The following is a 24121-nucleotide window of genomic DNA, read 5'->3' on the forward strand; positions in this document are numbered from 1 at the left end:
CTCTTTCGCAAGAGGAACTGCGGCCCGCCTCAGGCCGACCGCACCTGGCTGAGGAAGCGGTCGATCTGCTGCTGGAGGCGGCCGGTCTGGGTCGAAACCTCCTGGGCGACCGACAGGACTTCCTGTGCCGACTGGCCGGTCTGGCCGGCGGCGGTCCGGACCTGACCGATGTTCTGGGAGGCCTGGGCGGTGCCGCCCGCCGCCTGCTGGACGTTGCGGGCGATCTCCGAGGTGGCGGCGCCCTGTTCCTCCACCGCCGCCGCGATGCTGGCGGCGATGTCGTTCAGGCGGCCGATGGTCAGGCCGATGCTGCGGATGGCGTTCACCGCCTCGCCGGTCGCCTGCTGCATCGCGCCGATCTGCCCGGCGATCTGGTCGGTGGCCTTCGCGGTCTGGCTGGCCAGCTGCTTGACCTCCTGCGCCACCACGGCGAAGCCCTTTCCGGCCTCTCCGGCGCGGGCCGCCTCGATCGTCGCGTTCAGCGCCAGCAGGTTGGTCTGGCCGGCGATGTCGGAGATCAGGTCGAGCACGGCGCCGATGCGGCTGGCCGCCTCGTTCAGGTCCCGCATGGTGCTGTCGGTCCGATCGGCCTCGCCGGCGGCCTTGGCGGCGATGGTCGCCGATTCGGTCACCTGCCGGGCGATTTCGCTGATCGACTGCGACAGCTCATGCGCGGCGGACGCGGCGCCGTCGACATTCACCGACGCGGTCTCCGCCGCCTCGGCAGCGCTGCCGGCCTGGCGGGAGGTGTCGTCGGCGGTCGCCACCATGCCGGCGGCGGTCTGGTGCATCTGGGTGGCGGCGGCGGACACCGTCTCCACCACCGTCTTCACGCCGTTCTCGAACTGGTCGGCCAGCGACAGCATGGTCTGGCGGCGTTCGCCGGCGGCCCGCTGGCGTTCGGCCTCCGCAGCGGCGCGGGTGGTCTCCACCTCGCGCGCAGTGTCGCGGAAGACGAGCAGGGCCGCCCCCATTTCCGCGATCTCGTCATGGCCGGTCAGCGTGATCTCGGCATCCAGGTCACCGGCGGCGATCCGACCCATGCCGGTCTTGAGCGCCATCATCCGACGGATGACGACGCGGCCGATATAGAGCCAGACCACCAGGATCGACACCAGGATGCTGACGCCTGCGACGGCGATCTGGGTCAGGCGGCTGTTGTCCAGCATGCGGGTGGTGGCGCCGCTGGCGTTGGCGATGTTGCTCTTCTGACCCTCGACCAGGGTGGCGATGCCATTGGACAAGGTGGTGGTCAGGGCGTGGTTGCTCTCCAGAAGCTGGATGAAATAGCCCTGGATCGTCAGTTCCTTCTGACGGAGGGTGACCAGCGACGTCTCGCCGGTGGCGAAGCCGCTCAACAGCTCCGCCTGCTTGGTGGCGACGGCGGCCAGCCGTTCCGGCAGCAGCTGGGCACCGTTCGAGAGGCCGGCGAGCGACACGCCGACGCGCGTCTCGATGATCGCCAGCCGCTGGTCGTCGCTGGTGGTCGCCGCTTCCATCAGCATGTTGCGGACATTGGCCGCCTCGGCCGTGACGGCGTTCAACGGCTTCTTCTGGGACATGACCCGGATCAGGGTGGCCGCCGCCTCGCGCATCGTGGCAGGATCGGCGTCCGGCTCGGCCAGGATGGAGCGGGCCTGCTCCTCGTCATTGTTCAGGACGGAGGTCCAGGGGGCGGCGAATTTCTGGATTTCCGCCTCGGCCGCCATGACCTTCGGGATCGTCGCCGCCCGTTGGGCGCCGAGCGCCACCCGCTCGGCCGCCGCCTGGTCGAGCTGCACGAGGTTGCCGAGCAGCCCCTTCGACGCCTCTTCGATGGCGGCGAGCTGCGCGCCGGCGGAACCGGTGGCGCGCAGCCGGGCCAGCCGCGTGTTGAACTCGTCCTTGGCCGTCGCGATCCGGGCGGACACCGCCTCACGGGCGGCGGCGCTGTCGGCGGAGGTCAGGGCAGGGGCCAGCGCCACCAGCCGCTCGGCCTGCTGGGCCACCGCCATGCCCTCGGTCATCGCGGGCACGGCTTCGCCGACGATGGCGTCGATGGTGGTGCGGACATTGGCATATCCGATCAGCGCCACGGCGGCGGCGACCAACGTGCCGGACAGCACCACGCCGATGGCGATCATCAGCTTGGCGCGCAGGCCGGAATACCAGGCGCCGCCCCTCGCGGGCGCGCCCTGGGGCGTCGTGCTCTGGCTATTCTTCAACATTCCGTCCTCCCCCTCGGTGCTCTCGGGCACCACACTCCATGCGTCCCGGCGGCTGGCCGTTCCGGCTCTCGCCACACAATCGCTTTCTCCGTCCCCATCCCGGGACGGCCGTCGGCGATGTCACGGGAAAGGAACGATTGCAAATAATCCTACCGTTCCAGGATTAGGAAAGCGCCAAAATCGCTAAGAAAGAAATAAGGAGAATCCACGATTCTTCCCGATGGCATGGCGCAACATGCCGCAGCGCAGTGAATGGCAGGCATGCGCCATGAGACAAGTTGGAGGAAGATGGCGCGTCCCACCGAACGCCGAACCGAATGACGGCACTGGGCGGTGCCGGCCGCATATGGATTAGGTGATATACCAGATTTACTCGCAACCGGCGGACGCGGTGGCACTGGATGGGGCGGGTCAATCAAAAAAGAGGCTGGCAAAAAAGAGGCTGGCAAAAAAGAGGCCGGCCTTGCGAAAGGCCGGCCCGTCGAGTTGGAGGCAAGGCTTGAGTCGACCCCGTGTCAGGCGAGCGCTTCCCGCGGGCCGAAGAACTCATGGACGATGGCCGATTCCGGCAGGCCCAGCGCGGCCAGCGCCTTGACGACGGCGGCCATGAAGGGCTTCGGACCGACGACGTAAGCGGCCACGCCCGGTTCCTTCGGCAGCAGGTCGGCCAGCCGCTCCTGGTCGAGAAGGCCGACCATGTGCGGCTGGTCGCCCGGCTGCGGCTCGGCATAGCAGTAGACCGGCTTCAGCGCGTCGTTCAGGGCGGCCAACTGATCGACCTGCCGGCGGAAGGCGTGGACAGAGCCGTTGAGGGCCGCATGCACATAGATCACCTTGCGGCCGGCGGCCAGCGCCTGCTCGGCCAGCGGCAGGGCAGGGGTCTGACCGACGCCTCCGGTGATCAGCAGCAGCGGGCCGCCGCCCTCGCGCAGCACGAATTCGCCGGCGGGCGGATAGGCGTCGATCTCGTCGCCGACCTGCACGCGGTCGTGCAGGAAGCCGGAGACCAGCCCATGCGGCTCCCGCTTCACCGAAATGCGGTAATCCCGGCCGTTGGGCGAGGCCGACAGGCTGTAGTTGCGGTGGACGGTATCGCCGTCGACGGTCAGGCGCAGGCCGAGATATTGGCCGGGATGGAAGTCCATCACCCGCCCGCCGTCCACCGGGGCCAGCCTGAACGAGGTGATGACCGCGCTTTCCGGCGTCTTCTCGACGATCCGGAAGCGGCGGGCGCCGCGCCAGCCGCCGGTCAGCGCCGCCTTGCGGGCATATTCCTTCTCCTCCGCCGCGATCAGCAACTCGGCAAGCTGCCAGTAGGCCGCTCCCCAGGCGTCGGCGACCTCCGCCGTCACCGCGTCGCCGAGGACCGTGCCGATGGCTTCCATCAGGCAGGTGCCGACGATCTTGTATTGGTCGGGGGTGATGTTGAGCGAGACGTGCTTCTGCACGATCCCCTCCACCGCCGGCCCCAGGACCTCGAGCCGGTCGATGTTGGAGGCATAGGCGATGATGGCGTTGGCCAGGGCTTCCGGCTGGGCGCTGCTGCGCTGGTGGCTTTGGTTGAAGACGGCGCGCACTTCGGGGAAGCGCTCGAACATCAGCGGATAGAAGGTGCCGGTGATCCGATTCGCATTGGCGGCGACGGCCGGGGCGGTGGCCTTGATGACGGCGATCTGGGCAGGCGTCAGCATGAAGAGGGCAATCCTTTTGCGCGTCACGATGTCGCAACCGAATGGCAAACCCTGTGCCAAAGCGACGCAGCCTGGGATTCCGCGCCGGATGGAAGGGGTGTTGTCAAAAAGACTGCGTCGGGTATGATGTCGAATGGACAACGATGTAGTCATTTCGACAGCGCTCCTTCCGTTGGACGAGGTTGGGGCACTGCTGCGGGCATTGGACGACCCATTCCGGCTTTGGCCCCTGCTGCTCGACCTGATGGCGCGCCATTTGCCTTGCGATGCCTGCGCCCTGCTGCGGCGGGACAGCCGCTTCGACGGCGGCAAGGCGGGGGAGGGGCTTCTGGTTCCGCTCGCCACGCGCGGGCTGAGCCCGGATACGCTCGGCCGGCGCTTCGAACTGGAGGAGCATCCCCGGCTGCGGGCGATTGCCGAGGCGGAGGGCGGGCCGCTGCGCTTTCCCACCGGGTGTGAGCTGCCCGATCCGTATGACGGGCTGATCCCCGACCTGCGCCAGCGGCTGCACGTCCATGATTGCGTCGGGGCGCCGTTGAGCGTGGACGGACGCCCATGGGGCATGCTGACGCTCGACGCGCTGAACGAGGGGCGGTTCGACGGGTGGGAGGGGGCGATCGCCGCCTGGGCGGGACTCGCCGCCGAGCTCGCCGCCGCGGTGGAACGGCGCGCGGCACCGGGCGGCAATGATGGCGGCACGGCATTGCGGAGTCTCGACGATCCGGCGCAGGGGCTCGACCTCGACCCGATCGGCAGCAGCCCGGCGATGGCGGCCCTGCTGGCGGAAATCGACACGGTGGCGGCCAGCGATCTCGTCGTGCTGGTGCTGGGCGAGACCGGGGTGGGAAAGGAATTGGTGGCGCGCCGGCTGCATGCCCGCTCGCCCCGCGCCACCGGGCCGCTGGTCCATGTCAATTGCGCGGCCCTGCCGGACGCGCTGGTGGAAAGCGAGCTGTTCGGCCATGTGCGCGGCGCCTTCTCCGGTGCGGTGGCCGACCGGCGCGGCAAGTTCGAACTGGCCGGCGGCGGCACCCTGTTCCTGGACGAGGTCGGCGAACTGCCGCTGGCGGTGCAGGCCAAGATGCTGCGGGCGCTGCAGAACGGCGAGATCCAGCGCGTCGGCTCCGACCGCCACATCACCGTCGACGTGCGGGTGATCGCCGCCACCAACCGCGACCTTGCGGCGGAGGTGCGGGAGGGTCGCTTCCGCGCCGACGTCTACCACCGGCTCAGCGTCTATCCGCTGCGGGTGCCGCCGCTGCGCGACCGCGGCACCGAGATCCTGCGGCTGGCCGGCCTGTTCCTGGAGCGCAACCGGGCGCGCCTGGGCCTGCGCAACCTGCGCCTTTCCCCGGCGGCGGAACAGCGCATGCTGGCCTATCCCTGGCCCGGCAATGTGCGCGAGTTGGAGCACGCCATCGGCCGCGGTGCCATCCGTGCCCGCGTCGCCCACCCGCCCGACGGCGGCGTGCTGACCCTGACGCCCGCGGATCTGGGTTTGGCGGATTTGGGTTTGACGGATCGGGGGCCGGAGGAGGGGAAGGCCGGGTCCGCGGCAATGCCGGCGCAGCGCGCCAACCGGCCGGGGCTGCCGGAGTTGCCGGACCTGCCGTTGCGTGATGCGGTGGAGGATTTGGAACGCCGGATGATCCGCGAGCATCTCGCCCGTCATGACGGCAATTGGGCGCAGGCGGCGCGGTCGCTCGGGCTCGACCGCAGCAACCTGTTTCGCCTCGCCCGGCGGCTCGGGTTGCGCGAATGACGGCCGGCTGCTTTTCCTGGCGGGCGGACATCGATGCGCTGGTGTTCCGCCCGCAGGAGCATGACGGCTGGTGCGCGGTCCACCGGCTGGCCTTCCGTGCCTTGCTCGGTCGGCGGGAACCGGCGCCTGAGGATTGCCTCGCCTATGCCGCAACCCATGCGGCCGCGTTCGAGGCTGCCGCGGCCGGCAAGATCGCTCGGCGCGGCTACGACGCCGTGGCAAGCCTGCATCTGACCAGCCGCGACGTCGCCCGCTTGCTTTAGAACCCCATCTGCCGCGGCATCCACAGCGCCAATTCCGGAAAGACGATCACCGCCACCACCACCAGCAGCATGGTGACCAACGGCCACATCACCCAGCGAAGTGTGCTTTCCATCGTGCAGCCGGTCATCCGGCAGGCCACCATCAGGTTGACCGCCATCGGCGGGGTGAACTGGCCGACGGCGATCATTAGGGTCAGGATGACGCCGAACCAGGTCAGGTCCCACTTGTAGGCGGTGGCGATGGGGATCAGCAGAGGCAGCAGGATGATGAAGATCGAGATGCCGTCCAGGAAGGTGCCGACGATGGTCAGCATCACCACCAGCAGGGCCATCACGCCATATTCGCCCAGGCCGGAGTTGATGATGGCATCGGCGATGGGGTCGATCACCGACAGGGTGCTCAGCGCCCAGCCGAACACGCTGGCAAGTGCGATCACCGTCAGGATGATGGCTGAGATCTCCGCAGCCTCCACCAGCATGGAATAGAGGTCGCGGAACCGGATGGTGCGATAGACCACCATGCCCAGCAGCAGGCCGTAGGCGACCGCGATCACCGCCGCCTCGGTCGGGGTGAAGATGCCGAGCCGCAGGCCGCCCAGGATGATGACCTTGGCGAACAGGCCGAGTGCCGCATCCCACAGGCTGCGCCAGAAGGGCGGGCGCGCCTCATGCGACAGCTTGGCGCCCAGATTGTGTTTCCGCGCCAGCCAGAAGACTGGAATGATCAGGGCCAGGCCGGCGAGCGTGCCGGGGATGATGCCGGCGGCGAACATCGATGTCGTCGGGGCGGCCGGCACCAGGACGCTGTAGATGATCAGCGCCACCGACGGCGGGATCAGGATGTCGGTGGCAGCCGCCGCGGCGATGACGCTGGCGATGTAGGGGCGCGGATAGCCGGCGCGGATCATGCTGGGCGCCATGACGCCGCAGACCGCCGCGGCGATGGCCGGACCGGAGCCCGAGATGCCGCCCATCATCATCGCCACGACCACGGCGATGACCGCCAGCGCGCCCTTGCCCTGGCCGACGATGGCGGTGGCGAAGCGCACCAGCTTCTGCGCCACGCCCGACCGGTCGAAGATGGTGCCGGCCAGCACGAACATCGGGATGGTCAGCAGCGGATATTTGGCGATGCCGGTATAGACGCTGGTCGGGACCGAGATGACGCCGAGATGGGCGAAGGCGATGGCGGCGGTGCCGGCCAGCCCCAGGGCGGCGGCGATCGGCACGCCCAGCAGCATCATGACCATGAAGGAACCGAAGAGCAGGGTGGTGATCACGGCTCCCCCTCCGGGATATGGCCGGTTTCGAGCGGCTCGGTGCCATTGTGGATGCGGATCATGCGGCCGACCGTGCGGGCCAGCACCACCAGCGACAGCACCGGCAGCCAGATCGTATAGATCCATTGCGGCAGGCCGAGTGCCGGAGAGGTCACCTCGAACCGGTAGTCGTCCCAGGTGGTCCAGGCGCCATAGACCAGCAGCAGCCCGTACATCAGTGCGACGCAGGCCATGGCGAACTGCTCGGCCCGGCGACGGTTCGCGGGCGACATCTTGTCGGTGATGAAGGTGATGCGGATGTGCCGGTCCTTCACCACCGCGGCCGAGGCGCCGAGGAAGGTCAGGATCACCATCAGCGCAATCGAGTATTCCTCGGTGAAGGCGAAGGAAACGTCGGTCAGGTAGCGCACCACGACGTTGGCGAAGGTGATCAGGGCCACCACCGCCATGGTGATGGCGACCAGCACCTCTTCGATGCCCAGGGGGACGCGGGGTTTCGGCACCGGCCGGACGACGGTGGGGTCGTGATCGCTCATATTGCCAGGGTCCAGATGGAGGGAGCGGGATTATTCCCTTCACCGGTCAATCAATGCAAGAAACGATCTCTCGGACGGATTAGTCCGCAGACATGCCGGCCATCCCGTCTTGGCAGAGCGCCACTTCGCAGAGCGGGAGCCGCAGCGTGAAGACGCTGCCCCCACCCAGCCGGCTGTCCGCCGTCACCATCCCGCCATGCAGCGCGGCGATGCGGCGGACCATGTTCAGCCCGACGCCGCTTCCCGCCGCCGCCCCGGTGTTGGAGGCGCGGAAGAAACGGTCGAACACCCGTTCCAGCTCATCGTCCGGGATACCGATGCCCTGGTCGGCGACCGACAGCGCCAAATGCGATCTTCCGTCCGGTTCGCCCTCGCTCCATGCCCGCAGCCGCACTGGGGTTCCGGTGGGCGAGTATTTCAGCGCATTGTTCAGCAGGTTGTGGACGCACAGCTCCAACAGCGGGCCGTCGCCCGTCATCCGCTCCGGACAGTCGCCCAGGTCGAGTTCGATCCGCCGGCCGGGAGCGGCGTCGCTCTGGGCCGCGGCGGCGGCGCGCAGCAGGGCCGGGACCTCCAGCCGGTCGCGCCGCAAGGCGAAGCCCGGGTCGTTCAGGCGATCGTCGGCGAGGCAGGTTTCCAGGATATTGACCTGACGGCGGACGGCGCGGCGGATCTTCTCCAGCCGGGGCAGCATTCCGGGAGCCTTCACCTCCGCATCCAGCAGCAGGATCTGGGCGGCACCGTCGATGATGGCGAGCGGCGTCTTGAACTCGTGCGCCGCCATCGACAGGAAGCCGTTCAGCGCCCGTTTCGCCTCCTGTTCCGCCACCAGCCGTTCCTCCGCTTCCAGCCGGGCGATGTCGAGGCGCCGCACGGTGTCCTCCAGGCGCATCTCGGCCTGACGGCGATGGGTGACGTCGCGCAGCATCAGGAGACGGCCGACCTTGCGCCCGCCGCCGCCCGCCGTCAGCGGCACCCACGTCACCTCGAAGCTGCGCGGGGTGCCGCCGCAGTCCAGCGTCAGCGATACCGGGGCCGATATCGCGAAGGCCATGGTGGAAAGGGCGGACAGCCCGGGCAGGTCGGCCAGCCGCCGCCCGATCGCCGCATGGTCGCCGGCCAGCGCCTGCGCCGCCGGATTGGCCTCCACCACGGTGCCGTCGCCGTCCAGCACCAGCACCGGATCCGGCACGGCGTCCAGCAGCGCGTCGCGGGCAACCGGCAGCAGTTCGAACAGGCGTCGCCGGGTGATCAGCCAATAGAAGATCCCGTCCATCATCAGGAAGCTGAAGGCGGTCGGATCCAGGTCGAACAGGGTCAGGTTGCCGAAGACATAGCCGGCATTGGCGGCCCACGGCACCGCCATCACCACCAGGAAGCCCAGGTAATGGGTACGGTAGGCCGGCGTCGCCCGGTGGATGCCGCTGGCGGTGACGACGATGCTCATCACCATGAAGGCGTAGATGTAGACGGTGATGGCGTAGAACAGCAGCCCGTGGCTGTAGACCAGCGCGGCGCCCGGCTCGGCGTCGACCGGGCGGATCGCGGTGTAGAACAGGTGATGGGCGTCGTTGGTCAGGGCCGCGGCCCAGGTAACCAGTCCGACCCCCACCAGCACCAGCCGCCAGCGTGCCGGCAACTCGCCCCTCGTGTAGGACCACAGGAAGAAGGCCCACAGGCTCGGCGTGCAGACGATGCCCATCCAGGCCATTTCGGCCCAGAATAGCTTGTCGGCCGGGGCCGGAACCATGCTCTCGACCGCCACGGCCGTCGACCACCAGGCGGCCGAGAGCTGCATGAGCACGAAATCGGTACGGCCGGGGAAGACGGGGAGGGTCCAGCTGCGGGCGGCGATCCAGAGGGTTGCCAGGACCGCGCCCAGAAGCAGGACGGACGGCAGGCTCATCGCGAAGAGGTCATTGCGGCAGGCTCGGCAAGGGAAAGGGAGCGGCCGAAGAATGAACCCTCCGGCCGAGCCGGCGCAAGGCCGCACCACGAAACGGACAAGCGCGGCACGGTTGCGGTTGCCGCCGTAGCATCCGATAACGGGGCGTCCGATAACGGGGCATGATCGAACTGGACGAGGACGAACGGCGTGGCGGATCGGGATGACGGACGCTTTCTCGACGCGGTGCCCGACAGCGTGGCCCTGCTGCGCAGCCGGGCGATCCCCTCGCTGTTCGAGGCGCTGGAAACCCAGTCCGAGGGCACCGTGGCGGTCGACCGCGATGCGCGGGTGGTGTGGATCAACGCCAAATACGCCCGCATGCTGGGCATCTCCGATCCGGCCGAGGCCATCGGCCGCGAGGTGGAGGAGATCATCCCCCATTCGCAGATGCGTCAGGTCCTGGCGACCGGCCAGCCGATCCTGCTCGACCTGATGTTGTTCGGAACCCAGCGCCTGGTGGTGACGCGCTTTCCGCTGACCGACGATGCGGGCGCCGTGATCGGTGCTGTCGGCTTCGTCCTGTATGACAGCCTGCACCGGCTGAAACCCCTGCTGGCCGAGCTGTCGCGCCTGGAGGCCGAACTGGCGGCGACCAAGCGCCGGCTCGACGAGGGGCGCCAGCCGCGCTACACGCTGCAAAGCTATGTCGGCGACAGCCCGGTTTGCCTGGAGGTCAAGCGCAAGGCCCGCGTCGCCGCGCGCACCGACGCGCCGATCCTGCTGCTGGGCGAGACCGGCACCGGCAAGGAGCTGATCGCCCAGGCCATCCACGGCCTGTCGGCGCGCAGCGGCCGCTGCTTCGTCGGCGTCAACGTGGCTGCGATCCCGGAGACGCTGCTGGAGGCTGAATTCTTCGGTGCGGTGCCCGGCGCCTATACCGGATTGGATCGCCGCGGACGGGAAGGGCGCTTCAAGACCGCCGATGGCGGCACCCTGTTCCTGGACGAGATCGGCGACATGCCGCTGGGTCTGCAGGCCAAGCTGCTGCGCGCCCTGCAGGAGCAGGAGATCGAACCGCTGGGCTCCGACCGGCCGGTCAAGGTCGATGTCCGGGTGATCGCCGCCACCAACGTCGATCTGGAGCGGCGGATCCGCGATGGGCGCTTCCGCTCCGACCTCTATTACCGGCTGAACGTGCTGCCGATCCGCTTGCCGGCCCTGGCGGAAATGGCCGGCGGACTGGAGGCCATCGCCGAATCCATCCTGCAGGAGATCGCCGCCCGCACCGGTCAGCCGCTGCGCGGCCTGACCCCGGAAGCGGTCGAGGCGCTGGGCCGCCACCGCTGGCCCGGCAATGTGCGCGAACTGCGCAACGTGCTGGAGCGCACGTGTCTGCTGACCGACAATCGCCGCCTGACCGCAGCCGATCTGCACGAAGCGTTGCCTGATTCGGGTGAAGCCGAACCGGCGGGAGCACTGCCGATCCCGGCCCCGGTCCCGGTCCGGGCGGAGCAGCCCCCCCCGCCCCTGCCCGGCTATGACGAGGCGTTCGACGAGTTCGAGCGGGCGCTGCTCGGCCGCGCGCTCGCGGGCAGCGGCGGCCGGGCGACCGAGGCGGCACGGGCGCTCGGCATCTCCCGCGCCGCCTTCTACAAGAAGCTCGCCCGGCTGGGGATGCGCGCCGGCAGGTGAGGCCGGCGCGCATTCATCACACCGGCAGCCGCTTCATCGCCGCGACGGCGGTCATCACGCCACGGATTTCGGCCAGGCCACGCAGGCGGCCGATCATCGGATAGCCGGGGTGGGTCGGCTTGCCGACGTCATCCAGCAGCTCGTGGCCATGGTCGGGGCGGAAAGGCAGGCGCCAGTTGTCGTTGCCGGCGTCCTGGCGGCGCTTCTGCTCCTCCAGCAGGGTGGTGACGACCGACACCATGTCGACGTCGCCGCCGAGATGGTCGGCCTCCTCGAAGGAGCCGTCCGGATCCTTGGCGACGTTGCGCAGATGGACGAAGTGGATGTCCTCGACGAAGCGCTTGGCCATCGCCGGCACGTCATTGGTCTGGCCGGCGCCCAGCGAGCCGGTGCAGAAGGTCAGGCCGTTGTTGGGCGACTTCACGGCGTTGATCAGGTGGGCGAGGTCGTCCTCGGTGCTGACGATGCGAGGCAGGCCGAACAGCGGGCGGGGCGGGTCGTCGGGGTGGATCGCCATGCGGATGCCGACCTCTTCCGCCGTCGGGATCACCTCGCGCAGGAAGCGGGCCAGCGTGTCGCGCAGACCGTCGGCGGACATGCCGTTGAAGCGCGCGATCATCTTGCGCAGGCCGGGGATGTCGTAGCGGTCATAGGCGCCCGGCAGGCCGGCCATGATGTTGGTCAGCAGCTTGGCCCGGTCGCTTTCCGACGAGCGGTCGAACCACTCCTTGGCCTTCGCCAGCACCTCGGGGGAGTGGTCTTCCTCCGCACCCGGCCGCTCCAGCATGTAGACGTCGAAGGCGGCATGCTCATGGGCGTTGAAGCGCAGCGAGGTGCCGCCGCCCGGCAGCGCCGCGGCGAGCTCCGTCCGCGTCCAGTCCAGCACCGGCATGAAGTTGTAGCAGATGGTGGTCACGCCGCAGGCGGCGAGGTTTCGCATCGACTGTCGGTAGTTGTCGAACAGCTCGGTCAGGTCGCCCTCGCCGATCTTGATCGCCTCGTGCACCGGCAGGCTTTCGGTGACCGTCCAGCTGAGGCCGAGCTCCTTGTCGGACTCGATCATCGCCTTGCGCTTCTGGATCTCCTCGACCGACCAGACGACGCCGTAGGGGATGTGATGCAGGGCGGTGACCACGCCGGTGGCGCCGGCTTGGCGGATGTGGTTCAGCTTGATCGCGTCTTCGGGGCCGAACCAGCGCCAGGATTGTTCCATGGCTGCAAACTCCTTGGATGAGAGGGGCTTTGGACTTGGGTGGTTGCCGACGAGCGTCAGCGGAAGAGCAGGCTCGGCAGCCACAGCGACAGGGCCGGCACGTAGGAGACCAGGAACAGGATCAGGATGTTGCAGAGCAGGAAGGGCCAGATCGCCTTGGTGATCGCCCCCAGCGAGATCTTCGCGATGTTCGCCGCGACGAACAGGCAGACGCCAACCGGCGGGGTGGTCAGGCCGATCATCAGGTTCAGCACGGCGAAGGTGGCGAAATGGATCGGGTCGATGCCGACCTGGGTCGCCACCGCCAGCAGCGGCGGGAACAGGATGATCAGCGCCGCGATCGTCTCCATGAAGGTGCCGACGATCAGCAGCAGGATGTTGATCAGCAGGATGATCAGGTACTTGTTGGTGGTCAGCGCCAGCATCGAGGCGGCGATGGCCTGCGGGATCTGCTCGCTGGTCAGGATCCAGCCGAACACGTTGGCCAGCCCCACCAGCAGGATCAGCCCGCCCGAGCCGATGGCGCTTTCCAGCAGGATGCCGGGCAGCTGGCGCAGGGTGAAGCCCTTGTAGACGAACAGCCCGATGACGAAGGCGTAGATCGCCGAGACGATCGAGGCCTCGGTCGGGGTGAAATAGCCGCCGACGATGCCGAACAGGATGATCGCCGTCATCAGCAGCGCCCAGAAGGCACCGCGGCTGGCGCGGACCAGCGCGCCGAAGCCCTGCCAGGGCTCCCGGGGATAGTTGCGCGCCCGTGCCAGGATCCAGACCGTCAGCATCATGCCGAGGCCGAGCAGCAGGCCCGGAACGGCGCCGGCCATGAACATCTTGCCGACCGACAGGCCGGTCAGGGTGCCGACGATGATCATCGGCACGCTGGGCGGGATGATCGGCCCGACGGTGGAGGCGGCGGCGGTCACCGCGGCGGCGAAGGGTGCGTCATAGCCCGACTTGCGCATCGCCGGGATCATCACGGCACCGATGGAGGCGGTTTCCGCCACCGCGGTGCCGGAGATGCCGGCGAACACCATCGATCCCGTGACGTTGGCAAGGCCAAGGCCGCCGCGGATATGGCCGACCAGCCGGTTGCTGAACAGCACGATCTGGTCGGTGATGCCGCCGCCGTTCATCAGGTTGCCGGCCAGCACGAAGCCGGGAATGCAGAGCAGGACGAAGCTGTCCATGCCCGCATACATGAACTGCGGCACCACCGCGAGGTCGATGTCGCTGCCGACCAGATAGACCGCCGACGCGCCGCCCAACGCGATGCCCACCGGCGCGCCCAGGATCAGCAGGATGGCGAAGGTGAGGAACAGTGCGGTGACCATCAGACGGTTTCCCCATGGCTGGGCGGCGCGGAGTCGCGCCCGAGCCCGGCCAGCCGGGCGATCGAGAAGAAGGCGAGCGAGACCGGGATGATCAGCGTCACGACATAGACCCAGATCATCGGGACGTTGATGGAGCGGGCCCGCTCGCCGATGCTGCCGACGACATAGTCCCAGGCGCCGGGGATGATCGCGACGGCGAAGACCAGGATCGCCACGTCGACCAGCCGGGCGACGGCGGTCTGCAGCGGCTTGGGCAGCAGCAGGATGAACATGTCGACGTTCACCAGCTCGCCGCGCAGCAGCGCCAGCCCGCAGGAGAAGGCGACGAGATGGACCAGCGCGAAGCGGGCCACCTCCTCCGTCCAGGGCGGCGAGGGGAAGCCGGGCACGCGGCCCAGCACCTGGATGGTCACGACGAGGATGAGGACGCCGATCGCCGCCAGGGTTCCCCAGCGGCAGAGGGCGGAGACGGCCGAAACCGCGGCGGCAAAGGCGTTGCGCATTGGAAAGGCTCTTGCAGTTGGAGGGAGGAGTACACCCTCTCCCGCCCCGGGAGAGGGGAGGGGCCCGCCGCGAAGCGGTGGGAGGGGTGAGGGGTGATCCAAGGAACCATGCGGTTCGGCAGTCTTGGATTTCCCCTCACCCTCCCCACTTCGTGGGTCCCCTCCCTCTCCCGGGGCGGGAGAGGGCTAGGGTCTCTCCCCTCACTTCACCGCGAGGATTTCGTCGTAGATCGGCTTGATCTCCGGCGACAGCGCCGCGACGACCGCCGGGCGGCCCTTCTCGGCGAAGGCAGCCTTGTCGACCGCAATGAACTCCATGCCCTTGGCCTTCAGGTCGGCGGCGAGCTTGGCCTCGTCCTCGATGAACAGCTTGCGCTCGGCGGCCTGCGCAGCCTTGGCGGCCTCCATGATGGCGGCGCGCTGTTCGGCCGGCAGCTTGCCCAGCTTTTTCGAACCGCCGACCAGATAGATCCAGCTGATGACGTGCTCGGTCAGGTTCACGTATTTCTGGACTTCGTAGAAGCTCGCCGACTTGATGAGGGCCAGCGGGTTCTCCTGCGCCTCGATGGTGTCGTTCTGCAGGCCGGTGAACACCTCCGAGAAGGCCATCGGCGTCGGCTTGGCGCCCAGACCCTGCCAGAAGGACACGAACAGCGGCACGTTGGGAACGCGCATCTTCAGGCCGTTCAACTCGTCCGGCGACTTGATCGGGCGCTTGCTGGTCAGGTTGCGCGGGCCGCGGGCGAAATAGGTCAGCGGGACCAGCTGGGTCTTCTGCTCGATGGCGTCGGCGATCTTCTTGCCCGGTTCGCCGCTGACGACCTTGTCGAGATGGTCGAGGTCGCGGATGGCGTAGGGGACCGCCAGCAATGCCGCGGCCGGCGCCCAGTTCTGCAGGGATTCACCGGTGATGGTGAAGTCGATGGTGCCGAGCTGGATGCCCTTGATCAGGTCGGTTTCCTTGCCGAGCTGCTCGTTGGGGAACACCTTGACCTCGACCGCGCCGTTGGTGCGCTTGGCGACTTCCTCGGCGAAGACCAGCGAGGCCTTGTGCCAGACATTCTCCTCGTTGGCGAGGTGGCCGAGCTTCAGCGTCGTCTTGGCCTGGGCACGGACAATGGCCGGAGCGGCGATGCCGCCCAGCAGCGTCGCCCCGGCGGCGATGCCGGCACCGAGACCGATGCTCTTGGCGAGCGTGCGGCGGGAGATCGGGGTCTTGCTGTTCATCCTGGTGTTCCTCCGTTTGGGGCGGATCGGACCGCCCTTGCTTGCACTGCTGTTCGGTCGATCGGTGGATTGCGGCCGGCGGTCAGCTTTCGAAGTCGAGTTGGACCTTGATCGTGCTGGACGGATCGGTCTCGATCAGCGAGAAGGCGCTCGCCGCGTCGGCGATCGGGAAAACCTGGGTGATCATCGCCGCCGGCTTCAGCTTGCCGCTTTCGAGCCAGTCGATGACTTGCGGCAGCAGGCGGCGGTTCAGGCGGGACCCGACCAGCGTCAGCTCCTTCTTCACGATCTCCTGCTGGCTGATGTTGCAGGGGGCGGGCGAGAAGCCGAGCAGGCCGATGCGCCCGGCCGGGCTGGCGAGGCGGCAGGCCTCCTCCAGCAGGGCCGGCACGCCGGCGCCGTCGATCACCACGGTCGGGCCGAGCCCGTCATTCTCGTCGCGCACCGCGTCCGGCACCGACACCCGCGCCGAATTCAGGACGACGTCGGCACCGAATTCCTTCGCCCGCTCCAGCCGGCTGTCGTCCAGATCGGCGACGATGCAGCGGGCGCCGTGCAGCTTGGCGACCTGCACCACCGTCAGCCCGACGGTGCCGGCGCCGTAGACCAGCACCGTGTCGTCGGCACCGATCCCGGTGCGCGACAGCACGTTGGCGGCAATGGAGAAGGGTTCCGCCAGTGCGGCGATGGAGAAGGGCAGATCGGAGCGCACCTTCACCGCATTGGCCGCCGGGACCAGCACATGGTTGCGGAATCCACCGTCGCGATGGACGCCGAACACCTCCAGATTGGCGCAGACATTGGTGCGCCCGGCCCGGCAGGCATAGCAATGGCCACAGGACACCACCGGATCGACCACCACATGGTCGCCGGCCGCGACATTGGCCACGCCCTCGCCGACCGCCTCGACCGTGCCGCTGAACTCATGGCCGATCACGCGCGGATAGACCGCGAAGGGGTTGGAACCGTGATAGATGTGCAGGTCGGACCCGCAGATGCCGGCACGCTGGACGCGGACCAGCACCTCTCCCGGCTTCACCGCTCCGGCGGCGGGGGCGCTGTCGGAGCGCAGGGCCAGCACATGCGGCTTTTCGACGGTCAGGGCAACCACGGGAACACTCCCTCTAGAAGACGATGCTGTGAAAGCGGGTTCAGGCGGTGACGGCGACCACGGCGCGGGCGCCCTCGGCGAACAGGCGCTTCAGTGCGGCGGTAACCGGCCCGGTGAAGCGCGGGTCGCGCGGCAGATCCTCGCCGAACACCGCGGTCAGGCCGAACAGCGCCTCGGCCAGCCGGTCGGGGTCGCCGGCGGTGGAAGCGGCGATCTCCGCCAGCCGGGGCGCCAGCGGATCGCGCACGTCGATGGGCTGGCCCGTCTCGTCGGTGCCGGCGACGTAGCGCATCCAGGCGGCGACGGCCAGCGCCAGCCGGTCGATCGGCTGATCGGCGGAAAGCCGGTCGCGAATCGGGTTCAGCAGGCGCTGCGGCAGCTTCTGCGTGCCGTCCATGGCGATCTGCCAAGTGCGGTGACGCAGCGCCGAATTGCGGAAGCGGGTGATCAGCGCGTCCTTGTACTGCGCCATATCGGCGCCGGGTGGCATGTGCAGGGTCGGACCGGTCTCGCGGTCCATCAGGTTGCGGACCAGCGTGGCGAAGGCTTGGTCCGCCATGGTGTCCGACACCGTCTCGTAGCCGGCCAGATAGCCCAGATAGGCGATGGTGGAATGGCTACCGTTCAGCAGCCGCAGCTTCATCGTCTCATAGGGATGGACGTCGGCGACCAGTTCGACCCCGACCGTCTCCCAAGCCGGCCGGCCAGCGGGGAAGCGGTCCTCCACCACCCACTGGGTGAAGGGTTCGGTCACCACCGGCCAGGCATCCTGCACGCCCAGCGCCTGGGACACCCGGGCGCGGTCGGCTTCGGTGGTGGCAGGGACGATGCGGTCGACCATGCTGTTGGGGCAGGCGACGGTCGCCGCCACCCAGGCGCCGAGGCCGGCATCGCGCAGTTCGGCGAAGCGGTGCAGGATGCGGGCGACGGTGTCGCCGTTGCTCGGCAGATTGTCGCAGCTCAGCACGGTGAAGGCCGCCAGCCCGGCAGCACGGCGGCGGGCCAGAGCCTCCACCAGGAAGCCGATGGCGGTGCGCGGTTTGGTCGGCTGGTCCAGGTCGTGGCGGATGTCGGGATGGTCTTCGTTCAGCGCGCCGGTCGCCGGGTCGTGGCAGTAGCCTTTTTCCGTCACCGTCAGGGTGACGATGCGCACCGACGGACGGCACATCCGCTCCAGCACCGCCTCGGGATCCTCATGCGCCACCAGCAGCTCCAGCAGGCAGCCGATCACCCGCAGCCGCTCCCCTTCCGCGTCGCGCACGGCGACGGTGTAGAGCCCGTCCTGCGGCTCAAGCGCGTCGCGCGTGTCGGGGCTGCGCAGGCTGACGCCGGCGATGCCCCAGGGCCCGAATTGCGTCTCCAGCACGGCCTCGGTGTAAGCCGCCTGGTGAGCGCGCTGGAAGGCGCCGACACCGAGATGGACGATGCCGATCTCGAGATTTGCACGGTCATAGGCCGGCTTTTCCACTGCCGCCGGCAGGGTGGGCAGGCTGGCCGCGGTCAGGCGTTTGACGGAGGCGGCGATAGGCATGGGTATGGTCCTCCCTGGCAAGCCGAAGCCCGCATTCTTGTATGGTAGTATGCCAATACGAGCAGGGCAGGGCAACCCGGATTGTTCTATCCGTGAATCAAATGCGGCTGATCAGCGCAGGGCGGCGGCACGCGACCGGCTGCGCGACGGGGCCTTGGACGGCATTTTCGACGGAAGCGGACCGGCGCCGTCCTCAGCCGCGAAAAGGTCGGGGAACTTGCCCTCGAGTTCGGGCAGCGACGTCAGGATCTCGCGCAGGTGCAGGCCCATCGCCGCTTCGGCCTTGACCGGGTCGCGGGCGACGATGGCATCGAGGACGGCTTGGTGCTGGGCGATCAGCCGGCGGATCGGTGTGGCGTAGGGCACGCTGAGATAACGCACCCGGTCCATCTGCGCCTTCGTCTCCTCGACGATGCGCCAGGCGTAATCGCACTCCGCTCCGATGGCGATGGTGCGATGGAAGGCCTCGTCCAGTTCCAGGAAGCGGACGGGAACCGGCTCGTCGGCAATGTCCCACTGCGCCTTGATGTTGTCGCGCAATTCGGCGAGACCGGCGGCGGTGATGGTCTCGCAAGCCTTGCGGACCACGGCGGTTTCCACCGCCTCGCGCACGAAGCGGGCGTCGAGCACCTGCTTGACCGAGATCTTGACGACGAAGGTACCGCGCTGCGGCCGGATGGTCAGCAGCCCGGCTTCGCTCAGCTTGATGAAGGCCTCGCGTACCGGCTGGCGGCTGACCCCGAGCTGATCGGCGATTTCCTGCTCCGACAGGGCTTGCCCGGGGCTGAATTCCATCGTGACGATGGCCTGCCGCAGCACCCGGTACACGCGGCGCGCGATCGGTTCGCCGGAGTCGACATCGATCTTGTTCAGCATCGGCACGTCATGGTTGGTGGCGCCTCGAAGCTAGCCCGAAGGAGAATCCCTGATCAATCAGGATACTACCATACCAAAGTCAAGGCAAGAGTATTTGTCGCCGGTCTGGATGGATAGGGCGTCGCATCGTTCAGAGTAAGCACGATCAGGATAAGAACTATAGACCAGAGTTCCACAAACGACTTCCGGTTACACGGCCGGTAGGTGGCAACGAATTCTGACCGGGGACCGCCAATAACTGTCTGGTTCTCGACGGTCCGCCCATATCCGGCCGGCCGGGAAGGCCGTGGTCAGGACGCGGGGCGCTTACCCCGTCCGACGATCTGCGTCGGGTTGACGAAGCGCAGCGCGACGATCAGCCAGACCAGCGTCGTCACCATGTAGATGACCGCCATGGCGTCGATCGACTGCACCGCCCGCACGCCGGAGGCGAAGACGGCGTAATAGAGTGCCACGACCAGGGTCTGGCTGCCGGGTCCGGAAACCAGGAAGGTCAGCTCGAACATGCCGATGGTCCGCACCAGCACCAGCAGCAGCGCCGCCAGAACGCCCGGCATCAGGACTGGAACCAGCACATGGACGAACATCTGGAAGATGTTGGCGCCGAAGACGCGGGCCGCCGCTTCGGTGCGGGGATCGATCTGCTCGATGAAGGGGATCATCACCAGCACGACGAAAGGCACGGTCGGCACCAGGTTGGCCAGGATCACGCCGGTCAGCGTGCCGCCGAGCCCCGCCTTGTAGAGCACTGTCGCCAGCGGGATGCCGTAGGTGATCGGCGGCACCAGCAGGGGCAGCAGCAGCAGCAGCATCACGAACCGCTTGGCCGGGAACTCGCGCCGCGCCAGCGCATAGGCGGCCGGCACCCCGAGCAGGCCGGACAGCACGACCACCGCCCCGACCGCCTGGAAGGTGACCCACAGCACGTCGCCCAGCTGGAACTCGTCCCAGGCGGCGAAGTACCAGCGGGTGGTGAACCCCGCCGGCAGCCAGGTGCCGAGCCAGCGCGTCGCCACCGAGGAGGTCAGCACCGAAGCGATCAACCCCATCAGATTGATCAGGAACAGCCCGATCATCGCCCAGACGGCGAAGATCCACAGGCGGGACATCACGGATTTCTGCATCGCCGCTTCCCTTCAGCCTTTGGCGCCCGCGGCGGGGCCGCGGTAGAACAGTGACCGGCAGCCCAGAACCGCGACGACCACCAGCAATTGCACCGCCCCCATGATCATCGCGATCGCCGAGGCCATGGAGTAGTCGTATTCCTCGAACGCCGCCTGATAGGCGGCGATCGAGATGACGCGGGTGACGTTGGCCGGATCGCCGACCAGCACCGCCGACGGCAGCACCGAATAGGCCTGGACGAAGGACAGGCAGAAGGTGATGGCGAGGCCCGGCACCAGCAGCGGCAGGAAGACCTCGCGGAAGCGGGCGGCCGGCCCGGCTCCCAGCGTCGCCGCCGCGTTTTCCAGCGACGGGTCGATGCCGCTGACATAGGACAGCGTCAGCAGGAAGGTGAAGGGGAAGCCGGTCAGCACCAGCGAGATGAAGACGCCCCAATAGCCGTTCAGCACCGAAACCGGGGTGGACAGCAGCCCGACCGCCATCAGGCTGCGGTTGAACCAGCCCTGCGGCCCGAAATAGAACAGCATGCCTTCGGCGACCAGCACGGTGCCGAGCGTGATCGGCAGCACCAGGAGTGTGGTCAGCAGCCGCTGGCGCCGCAGCAGCCTGACCCGGAAGGCGATGGGGATCGCGATCAGCAGGTTCAGCAGCGTTACCGGGAAGGCCAGCCGCAGCGTCTTGAAGATGGTGCCGTAAAGGAAAGGTTCGCTGAAGAACCTGGCATAGTTGCCGAACAGCGAGCCGTCCTTGGGCTCGAAGGACAGCATCAGCCCGTAGAGGAACGGGTAGATGAACAACCCCAGGATCAAGGCGACGCAAGGCAGCACCAGCAGGGTGGCGCCGTCGATGCCGCGGGCGGCCAGTCGCTGGCGCAGGGTCGGCCCGTCGGCGCGGCCTTCCATGACGGCGCTCATCGCGCGTCCCCGAACACCAGGACGCGGCCGGCATCGGCGCCGAGCCGGATGGCGGCGCCCCGCTCCAGCGGATGGGGCGAGGCGAAATGCAGTTCGGTCCCCGACGCGGTGACACCGACGCCGTGGAAGCCGCGGCCGCGATACTCCACCGCCTCCACCCGCACCGGGATGCCATCGGCGGTGCCGGTCGGTTCGAGGTCGTCGGGTCGGATCGCCGCGACGGCGGCCTTCCCGGCGGCAGCACCGCCTGCCGGCGCCGTCCGCATCCGGCCGCGGATCACCGTGCCCTCGATGTCGAGCAGGGCGTTTTCACCCTCCATCCCGACCAGTTCTCCGTCGACCCGGTTGCGGAAGCCCATGAAGTCGGCGACATCGAGATGGGCCGGCAGGGCATAGAGTTCCGCCGGGGTGCCGACCTGCCGGATGGCGCCGTCGCGCAGCACCACGATGCGGTCGGCCAGCGACAGCGCCTCCTCCTGGTCGTGGGTGACGTAGATGGTGGTGGAGCCGAGCGACTGGTGGATGCGGCGGATTTCCTGCCGCATCTCAAGCCGCAGCTTGGCGTCCAGGTTGGACAGCGGTTCGTCCATCAGCACCAGCGGCGGCTCCACCACGATGGCGCGGGCGATGGCGACGCGCTGCTGCTGGCCGCCGGACAACTGGCCGGGCAGCTTCTGCGCCTGCGATTCGAGGCGCACCGCCGCCAGTGCGGCGTCGACGCGCTTTTCCAATTCGGGCTTCGGCACGCCGCGCATGCGCAGGCCGAAACCGATGTTCTTGCGCACGGTCATGTGCGGGAACAGGGCATAGTTCTGGAAGACCATGCCAAAGCCGCGCTCTTCCGGCCGCAGCACGTCGACCCGCCGGTCATCCAGCATGATGCGCCCACCGCTGACCGGCAGCAGGCCGGCGATGCAGTTCAGCGCAGTCGTCTTGCCGCAGCCGGACGGACCGAGCAGGGCGATGAACTCGCCCCGCTCGACGGTCAGGTCCAGCCCCTTCAGCGCCGTGAAGGCGTCGAATTCCCGCCTCACTCCCTGAAGATGCAGCTGCTTGAAGGTGGTGGATCCGACGGTCATTCCGGTGTCCTGTGGCTGGATGAGGCTCTGTCGCCGAAGGTTCTTCCCCCGGTACCGGTCTCCCGATACCGGGGGAAGGGCTTCTGCCTGTCACGTCGTGGGCTGGGTTGCGGTTACCGGGTGGGAGCGCCGATCACTTGCCCTTGCGCCCGCCGATCTCCTCGTCCCAGCGGCGGAAGGCCTGGACCAGCTTGTCGGCGGCGAGCGGAAGCTCGATGGGATGGTCGGCGATCAGCTTGTCGTAGGACGGGCGGCCGAACTCGGCGATGGCGTCCTGGCTTTCCTTCGGCGCCATCGCCAGCGTCACGCCCTTCACCGCCGGACCGGGATAGAAATAGCCCTCGTCATAGGTGTAGGCCTGCTGCGCCGGGGTCAGCAGATGGTTCATCAGGTCGAGCAGGACGGCCAGCTTCTCCGCCGACACGCCTCTGGGAATGCACATGTAGTGGGCGTCGGCGACCCAGCGGAAATTCTCCACCGCGAAGACCTCGGCCGACTTCGGCACCACGCCCAGCACGCGCGGGTTGATGTCCCAGCCGGTGGTCGACACGATGATGTCGAGCGAGCCCTCGCCCAGGGCCTTCATGGTCGGGGTGGTGCCGGCCGGATAGGCCTCGACGGTCTCGCCGAGTTCGCGCAGATAGGCCCAGGTCTTCTCCCAGCCGTTGACAGGATCCTTGGGATCCTTGTCGCCCAGGATGTAGGGCAGTCCCATCAGGAAAGTGCGGCCGGGGCCGGAATTGGCCGGGCGGGCATAGGCGAAGCGCTTCGGGTTGGCCTTGGCCCAGGCCAGCAGTTCCGCCGCCGTCTTCGGCACCTGCTTCACCCGTTCCGGCGCATATTCGAACAGCGGGCCGGAGGGATAGTAAGTGACGACGACGCCCTGACCCTCGGCGAGGCCCTGCATGCGGGCGGCCGGCTCCAGATAGATGTCGGACAGCTTCGGCAGGTCGCCGGCGCGCTCCGGCAGCAGATTGACCCATAGCTTCTGGTCGATGCCAGCCGACAGCACGTCGGTGCCGGTCAGCACCAGATCGATGTCGACCCGGTTGGCATCCTGCTGCGCCTTCAGCTTGCCGGGAAGTTCCGGCGCCGGGGCCTTGGAGAAGACGATGCGCGAGGCCCAATCGGGTTTGGCCTTGCGGTAGTTCTCGATCGCCTTCTGGGTCAGCGCCAGGTTGCCGGCGACATCCACCACGTTCAGCGTGACCGGGCTCGCCGGCTTCTGCAAGGCCGCGAACACCGGCCGGCCGGCCGCCAGCAGCCCGGCGGTCCCGGCGGACGCCGCGAGGAAGCCGCGTCGTGAAATCCCGTGGTCGATCATAGGTTTCCTCCCGTTTTTGCGCATTTCAAACTGCGGTGGACATACTGAGGCGGCCGGGGAGCCATGGCGGTTTGCCTGACGGGACCGGACGATGAGCAGGTTCGCGGTAGATGCGGATAATTGGTGACTAGGCCGAATGCTAGTATGGTAGTTCCAGGTCCGCAAGCGGAAACTCGTATGGTAGTCCATGGCGAGTTGGGCACGGCAGGGAAGGGTGCTCTGCGACACCGATGGAACATGGAGCGACGGCGGCTTGAGCCCCGTGGCCGCCTCACAATGTCAAGCTGTGAAGACGACTCCATGCCGGCACATGAATGCTCCGAATTCATGTGCCGGCATGCTATGGTTAAGTTTCCGGCCGATTCGAACCTCGACACGATGGATGAGTTGGATTTCCGGAACAGATAATGAGTAAGATATTTTTGGAATATCAGGTCTTATCAAGAAGAAGTTCACATGAATTTAAATATCAAATAGAAATAATTATGTTAGCTTCATGTTGTAATTTCTGCTTAGTTCATAAACTGAATGAACGGATAATTCTATCGCAAGGCTTACATCGCCCGAT

General features: G+C 67.7%; 19 protein-coding genes. 3 read left to right on the forward strand and 16 right to left on the reverse strand.

The genetic code is table 11. The features are described from left to right. Positions 1 to 29: 29 nt before the first annotated feature. Together JHL17_RS19170 and hmpA are read right to left on the reverse strand one after the other, a co-directional pair. Positions 30 to 2207: a methyl-accepting chemotaxis protein gene (locus tag JHL17_RS19170; RefSeq protein ID WP_200195459.1), complete on the reverse strand. Its 2178-nt coding sequence runs from the start codon at positions 2205 to 2207 to the stop codon at positions 30 to 32. Between the two features lie 515 nt (positions 2208 to 2722). Further along, positions 2723 to 3898: an NO-inducible flavohemoprotein gene (hmpA, locus tag JHL17_RS19175; RefSeq protein ID WP_200195461.1), complete on the reverse strand. Its 1176-nt coding sequence runs from the start codon at positions 3896 to 3898 to the stop codon at positions 2723 to 2725. 133 nt (positions 3899 to 4031) lie between these two features. Here hmpA and norR point away from each other — a divergent pair, with 133 nt between their 5' ends. Together norR and JHL17_RS19185 are read left to right on the forward strand one after the other, a co-directional pair. Further along, positions 4032 to 5660 (forward strand): nitric oxide reductase transcriptional regulator NorR, encoded by a 1629-nt coding sequence (norR, locus tag JHL17_RS19180; RefSeq protein ID WP_200195463.1) that lies wholly within the window; start codon positions 4032 to 4034, stop codon positions 5658 to 5660. Then, a complete protein-coding gene (locus JHL17_RS19185; RefSeq protein ID WP_200195466.1) occupies positions 5657 to 5923 on the forward strand; it encodes a hypothetical protein in 267 nt (88 codons plus the stop codon). Before norR ends, JHL17_RS19185 begins: the two co-directional genes overlap by 4 nt. Here JHL17_RS19185 and JHL17_RS19190 read toward each other — a convergent pair. From JHL17_RS19190 to JHL17_RS19200, 3 genes are all read right to left on the reverse strand, one after another. Beyond that, positions 5920 to 7203 (reverse strand): TRAP transporter large permease subunit, encoded by a 1284-nt coding sequence (locus JHL17_RS19190; protein ID WP_200195468.1) that lies wholly within the window; start codon positions 7201 to 7203, stop codon positions 5920 to 5922. The two genes, JHL17_RS19185 and JHL17_RS19190, sit on opposite strands and share 4 nt — an antisense overlap. After that, complete coding sequence (locus JHL17_RS19195; protein ID WP_200195470.1) at positions 7200 to 7739, reverse strand: TRAP transporter small permease; 540 nt, start codon at positions 7737 to 7739, stop codon at positions 7200 to 7202. Before JHL17_RS19195 ends, JHL17_RS19190 begins: the two co-directional genes overlap by 4 nt. 79 nt (positions 7740 to 7818) lie before the next feature. After that, complete coding sequence (locus tag JHL17_RS19200) at positions 7819 to 9645, reverse strand: sensor histidine kinase (protein WP_200195473.1); 1827 nt, start codon at positions 9643 to 9645, stop codon at positions 7819 to 7821. 189 nt (positions 9646 to 9834) lie between these two features. Between JHL17_RS19200 and JHL17_RS37900 the strand changes: the two genes are divergently transcribed. Further along, entirely contained in the window at positions 9835 to 11319 is a 1485-nt protein-coding gene (locus JHL17_RS37900) for a sigma-54 interaction domain-containing protein (protein WP_345773842.1), read from the forward strand. Between the two features lie 16 nt (positions 11320 to 11335). On the opposite strand, the gene uxuA is transcribed toward JHL17_RS37900, so the two are convergent. The 11 genes from uxuA to JHL17_RS19260 form a co-directional block, all read right to left on the reverse strand. Further along, positions 11336 to 12532, reverse strand: a complete 1197-nt coding sequence (gene uxuA, locus JHL17_RS19210) for a mannonate dehydratase (RefSeq protein WP_200195475.1) — start codon at positions 12530 to 12532, stop codon at positions 11336 to 11338. Positions 12533 to 12588: 56 nt separating this feature from the next. Next, positions 12589 to 13863, reverse strand: coding sequence for a TRAP transporter large permease (locus JHL17_RS19215; RefSeq protein WP_200195477.1), 1275 nt, complete (start codon positions 13861 to 13863; stop codon positions 12589 to 12591). Continuing rightward, positions 13863 to 14366 carry a TRAP transporter small permease gene (locus tag JHL17_RS19220; RefSeq protein ID WP_200195479.1) on the reverse strand — a complete coding sequence of 168 codons (504 nt, stop codon included), beginning with the start codon at positions 14364 to 14366 and terminating at the stop codon, positions 13863 to 13865. Before JHL17_RS19220 ends, JHL17_RS19215 begins: the two co-directional genes overlap by 1 nt. A gap of 201 nt (positions 14367 to 14567) precedes the next feature. Next, positions 14568 to 15593: a TRAP transporter substrate-binding protein gene (locus JHL17_RS19225; RefSeq protein ID WP_200195481.1), complete on the reverse strand. Its 1026-nt coding sequence runs from the start codon at positions 15591 to 15593 to the stop codon at positions 14568 to 14570. Positions 15594 to 15675: 82 nt separating this feature from the next. Then, positions 15676 to 16704: a Zn-dependent oxidoreductase gene (locus tag JHL17_RS19230; protein WP_200195483.1), complete on the reverse strand. Its 1029-nt coding sequence runs from the start codon at positions 16702 to 16704 to the stop codon at positions 15676 to 15678. 40 nt (positions 16705 to 16744) lie between these two features. Beyond that, positions 16745 to 18235: a mannitol dehydrogenase family protein gene (locus JHL17_RS19235; RefSeq protein ID WP_200195484.1), complete on the reverse strand. Its 1491-nt coding sequence runs from the start codon at positions 18233 to 18235 to the stop codon at positions 16745 to 16747. A 111-nt stretch (positions 18236 to 18346) separates the two neighbouring features. Continuing rightward, on the reverse strand, positions 18347 to 19111 hold the full coding sequence (locus tag JHL17_RS19240) for a GntR family transcriptional regulator (protein ID WP_247893661.1): 765 nt from the start codon (positions 19109 to 19111) through the stop codon (positions 18347 to 18349). Positions 19112 to 19401: 290 nt separating this feature from the next. Then, positions 19402 to 20235, reverse strand: coding sequence for an ABC transporter permease (locus JHL17_RS19245; protein WP_200195485.1), 834 nt, complete (start codon positions 20233 to 20235; stop codon positions 19402 to 19404). Positions 20236 to 20247: 12 nt separating this feature from the next. Further along, on the reverse strand, positions 20248 to 21150 hold the full coding sequence (locus JHL17_RS19250) for an ABC transporter permease (RefSeq protein WP_200195486.1): 903 nt from the start codon (positions 21148 to 21150) through the stop codon (positions 20248 to 20250). After that, positions 21147 to 22229 carry an ABC transporter ATP-binding protein gene (locus JHL17_RS19255; protein WP_200195487.1) on the reverse strand — a complete coding sequence of 361 codons (1083 nt, stop codon included), beginning with the start codon at positions 22227 to 22229 and terminating at the stop codon, positions 21147 to 21149. Before JHL17_RS19255 ends, JHL17_RS19250 begins: the two co-directional genes overlap by 4 nt. Before the next feature lie 133 nt (positions 22230 to 22362). Further along, the gene (locus tag JHL17_RS19260; protein ID WP_200195488.1) at positions 22363 to 23553 is read right to left on the reverse strand and encodes an extracellular solute-binding protein; all 1191 of its coding nucleotides are present in this window, start codon (positions 23551 to 23553) and stop codon (positions 22363 to 22365) included. Positions 23554 to 24121 lie beyond the last annotated feature (568 nt).

The sequence above is a fragment of the Azospirillum endophyticum genome (assembly GCF_016595245.1).
Lineage (GTDB): Bacteria > Pseudomonadota > Alphaproteobacteria > Azospirillales > Azospirillaceae > Azospirillum > Azospirillum endophyticum.